The sequence below is a fragment of the Marinobacter sp. CP1 genome (assembly GCF_001266795.1).
In the GTDB taxonomy this organism is placed as follows: domain Bacteria; phylum Pseudomonadota; class Gammaproteobacteria; order Pseudomonadales; family Oleiphilaceae; genus Marinobacter; species Marinobacter flavimaris.
In genome coordinates this window covers 3,267,855-3,280,230 of record NZ_CP011929.1, presented here as the reverse complement: position 1 = coordinate 3,280,230, position 12,376 = coordinate 3,267,855, and the positions used below count along the sequence as shown (strand labels likewise).

The 12,376-nt window shown below is 59.1% G+C and carries 11 protein-coding genes; 1 reads left to right on the top strand and 10 read right to left on the bottom strand.

Translation table 11 applies throughout. The annotated features are described in order from the left end of the window. Positions 1-4: 4 nt before the first annotated feature. From ACP86_RS15125 to ppc, 6 genes are all read right to left on the bottom strand, one after another. Positions 5-844 (bottom strand): class I SAM-dependent methyltransferase, encoded by an 840-nt coding sequence (locus tag ACP86_RS15125; protein WP_053114639.1) that lies wholly within the window; start codon positions 842-844, stop codon positions 5-7. After that, positions 844-1,206, bottom strand: a complete 363-nt coding sequence (locus ACP86_RS15120) for a hypothetical protein (protein WP_008176150.1) — start codon at positions 1,204-1,206, stop codon at positions 844-846. The genes ACP86_RS15125 and ACP86_RS15120 overlap by 1 nt, the downstream gene beginning before the upstream one ends. A gap of 133 nt (positions 1,207-1,339) precedes the next feature. Beyond that, positions 1,340-2,035, bottom strand: coding sequence for a tRNA (adenosine(37)-N6)-threonylcarbamoyltransferase complex dimerization subunit type 1 TsaB (gene tsaB, locus ACP86_RS15115; RefSeq protein ID WP_053114638.1), 696 nt, complete (start codon positions 2,033-2,035; stop codon positions 1,340-1,342). 31 nt (positions 2,036-2,066) lie between these two features. Next, positions 2,067-2,720: an adenylate kinase gene (gene adk, locus ACP86_RS15110; protein WP_008176153.1), complete on the bottom strand. Its 654-nt coding sequence runs from the start codon at positions 2,718-2,720 to the stop codon at positions 2,067-2,069. Between the two features lie 201 nt (positions 2,721-2,921). Continuing rightward, a complete protein-coding gene (locus ACP86_RS15105) occupies positions 2,922-4,292 on the bottom strand; it encodes an HDOD domain-containing protein (RefSeq protein ID WP_053114637.1) in 1,371 nt (456 codons plus the stop codon). Positions 4,293-4,370: 78 nt separating this feature from the next. Then, on the bottom strand, positions 4,371-7,016 hold the full coding sequence (gene ppc, locus ACP86_RS15100; protein WP_075267667.1) for a phosphoenolpyruvate carboxylase: 2,646 nt from the start codon (positions 7,014-7,016) through the stop codon (positions 4,371-4,373). Between the two features lie 104 nt (positions 7,017-7,120). Here ppc and ACP86_RS15095 point away from each other — a divergent pair, with 104 nt between their 5' ends. Beyond that, positions 7,121-7,354 carry a hypothetical protein gene (locus tag ACP86_RS15095; RefSeq protein ID WP_008176161.1) on the top strand — a complete coding sequence of 78 codons (234 nt, stop codon included), beginning with the start codon at positions 7,121-7,123 and terminating at the stop codon, positions 7,352-7,354. A gap of 32 nt (positions 7,355-7,386) precedes the next feature. On the opposite strand, the gene ACP86_RS15090 is transcribed toward ACP86_RS15095, so the two are convergent. The 4 genes from ACP86_RS15090 to rlmD form a co-directional block, all read right to left on the bottom strand. Beyond that, complete coding sequence (locus ACP86_RS15090; protein WP_008176163.1) at positions 7,387-7,731, bottom strand: hypothetical protein; 345 nt, start codon at positions 7,729-7,731, stop codon at positions 7,387-7,389. A gap of 136 nt (positions 7,732-7,867) precedes the next feature. Then, positions 7,868-8,725, bottom strand: coding sequence for a nucleoside triphosphate pyrophosphohydrolase (gene mazG / locus ACP86_RS15085; protein WP_053114635.1), 858 nt, complete (start codon positions 8,723-8,725; stop codon positions 7,868-7,870). After that, entirely contained in the window at positions 8,722-10,959 is a 2,238-nt protein-coding gene (gene relA / locus ACP86_RS15080) for a GTP diphosphokinase (RefSeq protein ID WP_008176168.1), read from the bottom strand. The genes mazG and relA overlap by 4 nt, the downstream gene beginning before the upstream one ends. A gap of 57 nt (positions 10,960-11,016) precedes the next feature. Beyond that, positions 11,017-12,366 (bottom strand): 23S rRNA (uracil(1939)-C(5))-methyltransferase RlmD, encoded by a 1,350-nt coding sequence (gene rlmD / locus ACP86_RS15075; protein ID WP_053114634.1) that lies wholly within the window; start codon positions 12,364-12,366, stop codon positions 11,017-11,019. Between the last annotated feature and the right edge of the window lie 10 nt (positions 12,367-12,376).

Sequence of the window (12,376 nt, the reverse complement as noted above, 5' to 3'; positions counted from 1 at the left end):
GCATTTACTGCGGTGGCAGCGCCCGGATGGCGTACACATCGTAGCGGCTGCTCTTTCCCTCAATACGGGTGGTTGGCTCCGCTCCCTCAATAGCCGATGCCTTACGGGGCCGCTTGACCACCACCCGGTAACGGGCTTGCTCCAGAGCGGCCGCGAGCAATTGTGCGGAATCCTCGTCGTCTCCTACGATAGTGCGGAAAACCTGCATTTCCTTTTTTACAAGGGCCGACTTGTCCCGATGCGGAAACATCGGATCCAGGTAGACAACATCCGCCGCCTCGCTGCCTGGTCGGGCCAGCCATTCAATACTGCTGCCCTCCAGCAGTCGCATGCGCTCGACAATGGCCGCACAATCCACATTCAGGGCTGCGCGCGCAAGACCATCGGCCAAGAGAGCGTGAATGACCGGGTTACGCTCGAACAGGGTAACCGTGCAGCCAAGGCTGGCAAGCACAAAGGCATCCTGGCCAAGCCCTGCCGTCGCATCAACGATATGCAATGCGGCCCGTGTTTTCTGCAAGCCGACCGCCTTGGCCACCAACTGGCCCGCGCCACCGCCGTGCTCCCGCCGATACCCCATCTTGCCGGTCACGAATTCTGCACGCACCGGTCCCGGCGCACCTTTGCCAGTCATCTGCAGGCCAAGGCCCTGCTCATCCAGGAACAGTAAAACCGGGAAGTCGCGGATGTCTCTGGGGCGGACGACACCAAGATTCGGGACCCCGAGCGAATCGGCAAGAGCATCGGCCTGCAATCGGTCACCCAATGCACTGCGGGCAACAGCGACGATGTTCTGGAAACGTTCAGAGCGGGCGTACGGAGCGGACGGGGACGAGTCAGGCATCAGACCAGAATATCAATTCCGGCCAGGCTACCATTGCCGCCAGTTTCCTGACCGGCTGCGGCAACAGAGGCAAAGGTCGACAGCGCCCTGGCGGCTGGCAGGGACACTTCGTCTGCGCGGAACCGCTCCAGACGGGCGTCTTCAGCGGCACGACGGGCTTCTACACGCCGCTCGAGGCTTTCGGTCGCATTGCGGTCGCTGACAACACCCTGATTGCCATCGGCAAGGTCACGGCGGGCCGCGTCAGGTGTTTTTTCGGGCGTTGATGCCGGCGCACGGGCCGCATCGCTGCGCTCCCTGACCAGACTGTTGTTGCCGGTCTGGAAATTGAAATTGTTACCCGGGTTAATTCCGCCAATCATGTTCAGATACCGCTGGCCGGATGACAGGAAAACGTGAAATGGAAGTATGGAAGAATATCGCACGGAAGAAAAGACAGCTGGTCAGTTTTTACCCAAAGCGGTCTGCCCGGATCAGACCGGGCGGCCGGGGTCACTATCGACCAGGCAGTTTTTTCCAGGCCACTTCATCCCTGATGTAGACAGGTTGAGCCTGCTCCGCCGGCACCGCCTTGCCCTGCCCGAATGCGATCACCGCCAGGCGCGCAACCCAGGCTGCTCGCAGCACCAGGGTTTCATCGACGGGATCAACGCGCCCTGACACCTCCGCTGGCATGGCGGAGCGGTATTGCCAGCCCGGCCCTGCTCCGCACCAGCGCTCGGGGCCCGCTGGCAGTGTGACTGCCTCGGGTGGACAGACCTGTTCCGAAGCCAACGCCGCAGGCAGTCCTGCCCGGGCAGCGAAGCAGCCCCAATACACCTCGCCCATGCGGGCATCAAAGGCTACCGCAATACCGGTTTCCTCGTGAGGATCCAGAGCATCCATGGCACCCAGCGCCACGGCCTGCAGCGAAGACACCGGCACCACCGGAATGTCCAGCCCCCAGGCAAGACCCTGCACAACACCGGTCGCGATCCTGACACCGGTAAAAGAGCCCGGCCCGCAGGCAAAGGCCAGGGCATCAAGCTCTGCCGGAGCAAGATTCTTCTCCGCCAGAAGCTCCCGCACCATCGGCATCAATAGCCGGGTATGGCCTCTGGGGGCAAGCTCAAAGCGTTCGGAGATTTCGCCATCAACAAGAAGGGCTGCCGAGCAGCCCTCCGATGACGTATCCAGTGCCAACAGTTTCACCGGTGTGAAAACCTCAGGTCAGGATGCCAATTTATTTGAGTTCAGACAGGATCTGGTCGCGAATGCTGTCCAGACTGCCAACGCCCTCGACACGGACGTATTTCGGTGCCGCGGCCGGCTCTTTCGACGCCCAGTCCTGGTAGTAGCCAACCAGCGGTGCAGTCTGGTCGTGGTAGATTTTCAGACGCTTGCGAACCGTCTCTTCCTTGTCGTCCTCACGTTGAACCAGCGGTTCTCCGGTCTGGTCATCCTTACCCTCGACCTTGGGCGGATCGTATTTCACGTGGTAGATACGACCGCTTCCCTCGTGCACCCGGCGACCGGACAGACGGCTGACAATTTCTTCGTCATCCACGGCAATTTCGACCACATAGTCGATGGCAATTCCCTGGTCTTTCAGAGCTTCAGCCTGGGGGATGGTCCGCGGGAAACCGTCGAGCAGGAAACCGTTCTTGCAATCAGGCTGTTGAATACGCTCTTCGATCAGCGCAATGATGATGTCGTCAGACACCAGGCCGCCCGTTGCCATGACTTCCTTTACCTGCTTGCCCAGCTCGGACTCGGCTTTCACCGCCGCACGCAGCATGTCACCGGTGGAGATCTGGGGAATATCAAACCGTTCAGTAATGAACTGGGCCTGAGTTCCCTTGCCTGCGCCCGGCGCGCCTAACATGATGATTCGCATAACGCTGTGCTCCCGTTTTAGTCATTATCATTTGAAAAGCTGTGGCAAAAACCCGTGCCTTTGCGACAGCCTCTCCTGCACGGAACAGGTGTCAGCCGAAATCGGCGAAGGCGCATTATACGAAGTCAGCCACGTCAGAGAAAGTCGACCTCCGTATCATGCACCGGAAGTCCGTATTTCCCAGCGAATAACGACAGGGTGTCAGGATGACAGGGAGCTGGCCAGTGCGTCCAGATCCGGAGCCACACGATCCAGTTCAGCATTCAGTTCTTCCACAACATTGGGCGTCAGTCCCAGGCCTTCCAGCAAAGCGGGCACGTCGTCGGCATTGAATTCATCGCCAATACCGCGGTCCTTCAACAGGGCGTTGGCCAGCTGTACCATCAAAACATAGTTCTCGTGCTCGCCATGGTAACCCGATTGTTGATGCACGCCAGCCGCCTTGACCACAGGATCAGGCAGTTGCCATATACGGTGGAGGATACCGCCAATAGCGCCATGGCCCACCGACAGGATTTCCTGGCCATTGCCCTGCCCGAACACCTGCTGCTCAAGCGAGTGCATGCTGGCTTCAGGATTCGCTTCGCGAAGCTCATTGAGCTCATCAAATTCGGCCGGGAACAGATGCCCGACCAGCAACAGGCCAAAGTTGTGCAACAGGCCGCAGAGATAGCCCAGCCCCTTTTCGGCGCCACATCGCGGCGCAATGATCTGGCAAAGGAACGCGCAGTACAGGGAGTGGCGCCAGAAATTGTCCATGCCGAGAATGCCGTGACGGGGTACTTCAAAGGCACGAACGGAGGCGATGCCCAGGGCGATGTGGGCCACACGATCGAAGCCCAGCACACGGGTGACCGCCTCCTGCACCGAATTGACCTGGCCGGGATAATTGAACAGTGCAGAACGGGCGTAACGCATGATCTGGGCCGTGAGACTGGGATCAAACTCGATCAGCTCTGCCAGCTCACGAGCCGTCGCATCGGTGTTGGCAGTCAGCCGCAAAATACGCAGCGCCAGGGCCGGCATGGGGGGCAGACGGTAAAGTTTCTGTAGCTTGTCGGCCACTTCCTCGAGCGTCAGCGCCTCGCGGTTGCCGTTACCCGGCCCCCGGATAACCAGGTGGCCCGCCCTGGCACCGGCCAGGGCCAGACGGAAGGATCGGCCATCCATCTCTAGCAGGGAATGATCAGTGCCACTGGAAAACACGACCTGATCCGCCAGCATCACATCCTCGTCCACGATAACGGGCAGCTCGTAAGCCTGTCCGATGGGCGGGGTGAAGCCGGGATCACAGTCACTGAACAGGCGCATGGTCTGCCGTGCGGTCAGCGGCTGAAGACGGCGACCGGTCAGCTGGTGAACGGCATCCGGGTCCAGGGAACTGTCGAACTTGTGCACGGCCATCACGACACCGGTAATGTCGATCAGCAGAGTGGCCTGTACAAAGCTGTCCTGAGACATCCCCGAGGCAATCACTGCCGCATCCAGGCTGGTGACCTGATCTATCGGCAACTCCCGATAAGTGATGCCCTTGCGGGCGAGAAAACGTTCCAATCGTGCAGCCAGAGCCACAGCTTACTCCCTTTGTTCTTGGTCGGTGGCCAGACTACCCGGCCTTGTCCCGGCACTTTTTTCTATTCTGCTGCAAGGTCAGCCAGTATTCCGCATGCCCGCAGCGATACCTGCCATGGTGACTTTCAGTGCTCTTTCCACCAGTTCCGGCACCTCGCCCTTGCCTTCACTTTCCCGGTCCCGCCGTAGCAATTCGGCCTGAAGGTAGTGCAGCGGATCCGTGTATGGGTTACGCACCCTCATCGAATGCGCAAAGACGGGCTCTCCCTCCAGCAGATCCGTTTGCTCCTTGAGTTCCAGAAGTCGCTCGATACAACCCTGGAGGCGCACGCGAAGACTCTCCCCAAGGGCTTTCAACCGATCATCGTCCAGCAGCGTCTGCTCATAATAGCTGGCGATGCGCAGGTCTGCCTTGGCCAGCACCATTTCCAGCATATCCACATAGGTGCGGAAGAACGGCCAGCCCTGCATCATCTCACGCAATACTGGGAGCCGGTGGTCCCGGGCCGCCTCTTCAAGCGCCACGTCACTGCCCAGCCAACTGGGCAGCATCAGCCGCATCTGGGTCCAGGCAAATATCCACGGTATGGCCCGAAGGCTTTCCACGCCGCCGGTGGCCTTCCTCCGGGCCGGGCGACTTCCGAGTGCCAGTTTCCCCAGGGCCTGTTCCGGCGTGACCTGGCGGAAATAGGGCACGAAGTCGGGATTTTCCCGGACCACATCGCGGTAGGCTTTCAAGGACCGCTCGGTAAGCCAGTCCATGGTTTCACGCCAGCTGTCTTCGGGCTGTGGTGGCGGGGCCAGGGTAGCTTCGATAACCGCCGTGGTGTAGAGCGTCAGGCTCTGAACCGCCAGCCTCGGCAAACCGAACTTGAAGCGGATCATTTCGCCCTGCTCGGTAATCCGGAAACTGCCGTTTACCGAGCCCGGCGGCTGGGACAGTATCGCCCGGTTGGCAGGTCCGCCGCCACGGCCAACGGTACCGCCACGGCCGTGGAACAGGGTCAGATGCACGCCATACTGGCGGGCAACGTGGGTAAGTTTCTCCTGGGCCTGGTACTGGGCCCAGGCCGCCATCAGCTGGCCGGCATCCTTGGAGGAATCCGAATAGCCGATCATCACTTCCTGCCTGCCCTGGCAATACTCCCGATACCACTCAACCTCGTACAGCGCAGACATGCTGTCTGGAGCACCACGCAGGTCATCCAGGGTCTCAAACAGGGGCACGACCCGCATCGGAAACTTCATTCCGGATTCCCTGAGCAGCAAAATCACGCTCAATACATCAGAGGGCTTGCTGGCCATGGAGATAACATAGGACCCGAGGGCTTCCGGCGTTTGCTGCGCCACCACTTCACAGGTTGCCAGCACCTCGCCGACCGATTCGGAGGGCTCCCAAGTTCGGGGGACCAGTGGGCGCCGGCCCTGAAGTTCCTTCACCAGGAATGCCTGGCGCTCCTGTTCTGACCAGGACAGATAATCCCCCAGGCCAAGATAATCGACCATTTCGGCAACCGCCTCCGCGTGGCGGCTGGCCTCCTGGCGGATGTCCAGACGAATCAAAGGCAGGCCAAAAGTATGCGCCCGGCGGATGGTATCCAGCAGCGGACCATTGGCGATGTCCTCGAGTCCGCACTCAACCAGGGATCGGTAACAGAGCTCCAGGGGACCGGTGAAATCCTCGTTCTCAAAGAGAATACCGTTGGCATCCGCGGTCTCGCCGTTGACGCTCGCCTCTGCCCAGTCCCGGGTTCTGATCAGCCGCTCACGGAGTTCGGCGAGCACATGGCGGTAGGGTTCCCGGGAATCACCAACAACGGCCTTGAGCTCGTCGCTGGCCTGCCACATGGACAGTTCGGCCCGCAGCGCCTGAATATCACGAAGATAGAGATCCGCTGCCATCCAGCGGCCAAGCAGGAAGACCCGGCGGGTCACCTTGTGGGTGACATTCGGATTGCCATCACGATCACCGCCCATCCAGGATGCAATGCGGATGGGGGATGCCTGCAGGGGAAGGCCCTTTCCGGTCGCGTCTTCCAGCGACGTATCCAGGCTCCTCAGAAACTGTGGCAGGGCCTGCCACAGACTGTTTTCAATAACCGCAAAGCCCCATTTGGCCTCATCCACTGCGGTTGGTCGCTCCTGACGAATCTCGTCGGTGTGCCAGGCTTCGGTAACCAGTTGAGACAAGCGATTGACGATTTCCTCCCGTTCAGCAGGCATGAGGTCGTCATGGTCCAGACGCGCCAGGCAGTCCGACATCTCGTCGTATTTCATAATAAGGGTGCGACGCGCCACCTCGGTGGGGTGGGCCGTCAGCACAAACTCGATTCGCAGATCCGCCACCCTCTGATGCAGTTCCTCCGGCGTGACATCACCTTGCTTGAGCCGCTCAAACACCTCCCCGAGCGATTCGACCATCAGATCAGACTGGTGCCCGCGTTTCCGACGAATACCATGGTACTGCTCGGCAAGGTTGGCCAGGTTCAGGAACTGGTTGAAAGCACGGGTCACCGGAAGCAGCTCATCATCGCTCAACTTGCGCAGCAGATTGACCAGTCGCTGGCCGGACCCGCTTTCCTGGCGACGGTCGGACTTGGCTGCCGCCCGGATTTCCTCAATCAGCTCGTAGCATTCCTGTCCGGGATACCGCCGTATGCTCTGGCCCAGAAGTTCACCCAGCATTCGTACGTTTTCTCGGAGTTCGGGATGTAGCTCAGTCACATTGACGTCCTTTTGAATTGACGGAGGCGAAGTAAACTTACGATACTAAGGAACAGTCGAGAAAGTCTATTGGCGATTCAAGCCTGTAGCTGCAAGGAGTTATCATGAAGGTCACTGATTTGCCCAAACACTGGGAACAGCAAAAAGAGCCCGTGGAGCGCACCCACGATTATAATCTGCGCCTGCCGCTGGAAGATGCCGCACGCGTGGCCGCACTGGCGGAACTTTACCCGGACCGCAGTGAAAGCGATATTCTGAACGACATGATTGGTGCAGCTCTGGACGACCTGGTACGCCAGAGCCCACTGAAGGACAAGCTGGAAGGGAAAGACAAGTAAATAGCGGCGGGCAGCTTTCGCTGCCCGTGTCGTCAGGCGACTGATTCCAGTTGACGGGCCTTGAGGCGCTGGATGTGCTTCTGGCTCAGGCTGACAAACTTGGGAGTCAGGCCCTGATCTTCGTAGATCTCGAAGCCATCCTCGTCGTACGCCACCACTTTGGTGCCCTGAACATACGGAAAGCTGGTCTCCATTTCGTCCAGTGCTGCAGAAATCAGATCCCGCATCAGATCCTGAGGTGACTTCATCGGATAGAGCGCTGCGAGTTTCTCGAGACGCTTGTGATGCTGGTCAGACAACGCCATGAAGTAGGCGTCTCGGGTAAGCCGACCACGTGCATGCTTGTCCCAGTAGTTGACCAGATCTTTGATTTTCATGGTGCCTTCACTCCTGCATCTTATTGATGGCGCACGGCGCACGAAAACTGTGCGTCCGTTTCCGGAAGTGTAGACGAAGCCGTCGGTCCGGGGGCGAGAAAATTGGTAACGGATTGTACTTACCGATCCGCCATTTTCAGTGCTCGTTCTCTCCCCGCTCCACGCCTTTCACCGCCTGCCACACGGCATCCAGCGCCTCCAGAGATTCTTCGTCCATATCGCGGCCCTCCCGTTCCAGCACACGTTCAATCGCCCGGAATCGGGCGTCGAATTTATGGTTGGTTCGATTGAGTGCCTGCTCAGGGTTAACCTTCATGAACCGTGCCAGGTTCACACAGACAAACAGGAGATCGCCGAGCTCATCTTCAACGGCATCGGGATCACCGGCGCCCGTCTGTGCGGCTTCCCATGCCTCCTTGAGCTCGTCGATTTCCTCGTGAAGTTTGTCGAAAACGGGGCCAACATTCGGCCAGTCGAAACCGTGCCTGGCTGCCCGTTTCTGGAGCTTCTCGGCCCGAGCCATTGCAGGCAGGGTCCGGGCAATGCCGTCAAGCCGACTTAGCTCGGCGCTGGCTTCCGGTGCCGGCTTCATTGCCCGCTCCTCGGCCTTGATGCGCTCCCAGCTTTCCTTGATCCAGGCCTCATCCGGCCGATTATCCGGATCAATGCGGCTTTCCAGGGTCCCTTCCGGAAAAACGTGTGGATGCCGCCTTACCAGTTTGCGCACCAGATGATCGACCACACCGTCAAAATCGAAATGGCCATCTTCCCGACCAAGCTGGGTGTAGAAAATGACCTGGAACAGCAGGTCCCCCAGCTCGTCTTTCAGATGCGGGTAATCCTCTCGCTCAATGGCATCGGCGACTTCGTAGGCCTCCTCCAGCGTGTGCGGCACGATGGTCTTGTAGGACTGCCTGGTATCCCATGGACAGCCCGTCTCCGGATCCCGAAGCCTGGCCATCAGGGTTTTCAGATCCTCGATGGTATAGCTCATCCGCGTTTACGCCTTACATCAATGATATTGGGCAGGTTGCGAATCTGCGCCAGCAACCGCGCCAACTGCTCCAGACTGGAAATTTCCACCGTCACGGTCATGGTAGCCGTGTTCTCGTCCTTGTTGCTCAGGGTATTCAGTGACAGCACATCACTCTTGGAGGCCGACAACACCTGGGTAATATCTCTCAGCAGCCCGGATCGGTCATAGGCTTCAATTTCAATGTCGACAGGATAGACAGCAGCCTGCCGGCCACCCCAGCTGACCTCAATAATCCGGTTGGGCTCGAACTCACGCAGATTCAGGAACGTCAGGCAGTCCTGGCGATGGACCGTAACCCCACGGCCAACCGTGATGTAGCCACCGATCGCGTCTCCGGGCAGCGGCTTGCAACATTTCGCCACCTGGGTCTTGAGCTTTCCGACGCCCAGGATCTGGATGTCTGATTCCGTATCGTAGGGCTTGCGGCGCTGGGCGCTGAGTTTCAGATCCAGTTGTTCGGACTTGGGCTCCAGCATCTGCTGGGCCACATTGGCGACATGCGTGGGGCGAAGGTCACCGGCTCCAGTAGCTGCAAACATGTCCTCCGCACTTTGATAATTAACCTTCCTGGCAAGCTCACCAAGATCTACATCGTACAGGGACAGACGCCTGAACTCGTCCTCGAGAATGGCACGACCGTCAACGATATTGCGACCACGATCCTGCTGTTTGAACCAGTGGGTTACTTTGGCGCGCGCCCTGGAAGTCTGAATGTAACCAAGGCTCGGGTTCAGCCAGTCGCGGCTTGGGGCCGGGTTGTTGGAGGTCAGGATAAACACCTGATCGCCGGTTTTCAGTGGATAGGTCAGCGGAACGATCCGGCTGTTCACCCGCGCACCGCGGCAGGCGTGGCCGATCTCCGTGTGAACCCGGTAGGCGAAATCCACCGGCGTTGCCCCCTGGGGCAGATCCACCACGTGGCCCTCGGGTGTGAATACATACACCCGATCCGATGCGACATCGGATTTCAGGTGGTCGGCCAGCCCGGACAGGTCGCCCAGCTCCTCCTGCCATTCCAGAACCTGGCGCAGCCAGTTGATCTTGGCATCGTAGCCCGTCGACTTGTTGCCTTTGTCCATGCCCTTGTACAACCAGTGGGCACAAACGCCCAGTTCCGCCTCCTCATGCATGGTGTGGGTTCGGATCTGCACTTCCATGACCTTGCCCTCGGGCCCGATCACGGCGGTATGCAGGGACTGGTAACCGTTTTCCTTCGGGTTGGCAATGTAATCGTCGAACTCGTTGGGGATGTGGCGCCACAGCGTATGGACAATACCCAGTGCGGCGTAACAGTCGCGAACCTCCGGAACCAGGATACGTACGGCGCGAACATCGTAAACCTGGGAAAAGTCGATGCCCTTGCGGCGCATTTTTCGCCAGATGCTGTAGATGTGCTTGGCACGTCCGGACAGCTCGCCCTCAATGCCATAGGCTTTCAGTTCGGTCTGCAGGGTTTCAATCACCCGCTTGATGTAACCGTCGCGATCCAGGCGCTTTTCGTCCAGCAGTTTGGCGATCTTTTTGTAGGCGGAACCATGCAGGTACCGGAAAGAAAGATCTTCCAGCTCCCACTTGATGTGACCAATGCCAAGCCGGTGGGCCAGCGGCGCGTAGATATCAAATACTTCCCGGGCGACGCGCATGCGTTTTTCTTCCGGAGCATCCTTGACCGCCCGAATGGCGCAGGTACGCTCCGCCAGCTTGATCAGGGCAACCCGGACATCGTCAATCATGGTGACGAGCATCTTGCGGACGTTGTCCAGTTGGCCTTCGCTCTGGCCCAGAACGTTCCCCTTCAGCGGGTGGTGGATGGACGAAATGGCCGCCATCTGCTGCACGCCGTTGATCAGGCCCGCCACCTCATCGCCAAATTCCTTGCGGATTGTCTCCAGGGGAACGCGCTCTTCACGCACGGCGCGATAAAGGATCGCCGCCACCAGGCTGGCCTGATCCAGGTGCAGCTCCGCCAGAACCTGGGCCATCTCGATGCCAATCCGGAAGCTGCTGGAACCAGGTGCCCACTGGCGATCCTGCCGGAAAGCCTGAAGATCGATTTCCGCTGCCTTTTCGCAGGCCAACCGGAACTGGTCAGCGTCGTCCAGGTGCGTTTGCGAGGCTATCTGGTTTACCCAGCCCTCGATATCCACCTGGCCATCGCCAGTCATTGCGTAGTCTTCGCGAACTTTTACCATATCGGTCTTGTTATTCCTGATGGTTTCCGCAGCCATCCCTGACTGCCCACAACATCGTCAGCCGGAATCCTTCTCAAACAACGCGATGGATTCCACATGGGTGGTGTGGGGGAACATATCCATCACACCTGCGCGCACCAGTCGATAGCCGTTGCGCACCATTACGCCTGCGTCGCGCGCCAGGGTGGCCGGGTTGCAGGAGACATAGACTATCTTTTGTGCCCCGAAGGCCGTGAGGTACTTGCAGATCTCCTCGGCACCGGAACGTGGCGGATCAATCAGAATCTTGTCGAACCCTTCTTTGGCCCAGCTCTGGCCCGTGAAGTCACCGTGCAAGTCGGCACCGTGAAAAGCGACATTGTCGAGACCGTTTAGTTCCGCGTTTTCCCGGCCCCGTACGACCATGGTCTCGTCGCCTTCCACGCCAACAACCTGCCCGCCTCGCGTGGCCAGCGGCAGAGTGAAATTCCCCAGACCGCAGAACAGATCCAGGACTCGCTCGCCAGGCTGGACATCCAGCCATTCCACGGCCCTGTGTACCATTGCGCGATTGATGCCTGCATTGACCTGGGTAAAGTCCATGGGATGAAATTTCATGGTCAGGTCGAATTCATCCAGTCGGTAGCTCAGCCGTTCCTCATCCCGGCCCGCTGACTCGGGCCAGATCCGATGGACGGTGTCGGGCCCTTTCGGCTGCAGGTAAATATGCAATTCATGGGCCTGACCAAAGGCGATGAGTTTTTCCCGGTCACCAACCGACAGCTCATCCATGTTACGGAACACCATCACGGCAACGTCGTCGCCACAGGCAATTTCCACCTGGGGGATTCGGCTGTAGGCCTCCAGATCGTGAAGCATGTTGCGCAGCGGCAATATCCGCTCGCCAATGCGCGGATCCAGCACCACGCATCGATCGATGTCGGTCAGGAAACTGTTGCGTTTCTCCCGGAAGCCAACCAGGACAGACTCCCGGGCCTTGACGTAACGAACTCCGAGGCGAGCCTTTCGACGGTACCCCAGACTCTCTTCCGAACGCAGGGGGGCAATCCATTCCTCGGGCTCGATGCCCCCGAAATGGGCAAAATGTTCCCGCAGGGTGTTTTCCTTGAACTCGATCTGGGCATCGCCACTCATGTGCTGAAGGCTGCAACCACCACACAGGTCGGCAAACTCGCAGGGGGGAGTCTGGCGACCGGTGGCAGCGTCCAGAACCTCTTCGGTACGCAATTCATCGAACTTGCTTCGACTGGACACCACTTTCGCCATCACGGTTTCGCCTGGCAGGGCGCCATCGACAAATTGGGTTTTGCCGTCCTGACGGGCAATACCCCGGCCATCATGGCTCAGGGTTTCAATCTCACAGCGCACGGGCTCTGTTGGAAGAACCTTCCTGCGTCGTCTGCTCATACTTGGGTCT

Excerpts from the sequence above, each read along its gene's own strand:
- ACP86_RS15125 (WP_053114639.1), bottom strand. The coding sequence starts at position 844 with ATGCCTGACTCGTCCCCGTCCGCTCCGTACGCCCGCTCTGAACGTTTC.
- ACP86_RS15120 (WP_008176150.1), bottom strand. The coding sequence starts at position 1,206 with ATGATTGGCGGAATTAACCCGGGTAACAATTTCAATTTCCAGACCGGC.
- adk (WP_008176153.1), bottom strand. The coding sequence starts at position 2,720 with ATGCGAATCATCATGTTAGGCGCGCCGGGCGCAGGCAAGGGAACTCAG.
- ACP86_RS15095 (WP_008176161.1), top strand. The coding sequence starts at position 7,121 with ATGAAGGTCACTGATTTGCCCAAACACTGGGAACAGCAAAAAGAGCCC.
- ACP86_RS15090 (WP_008176163.1), bottom strand. The coding sequence starts at position 7,731 with ATGAAAATCAAAGATCTGGTCAACTACTGGGACAAGCATGCACGTGGT.
- mazG (WP_053114635.1), bottom strand. The coding sequence starts at position 8,725 with ATGAGCTATACCATCGAGGATCTGAAAACCCTGATGGCCAGGCTTCGG.
- relA (WP_008176168.1), bottom strand. The coding sequence starts at position 10,959 with ATGGTAAAAGTTCGCGAAGACTACGCAATGACTGGCGATGGCCAGGTG.
- rlmD (WP_053114634.1), bottom strand. The coding sequence starts at position 12,366 with ATGAGCAGACGACGCAGGAAGGTTCTTCCAACAGAGCCCGTGCGCTGT.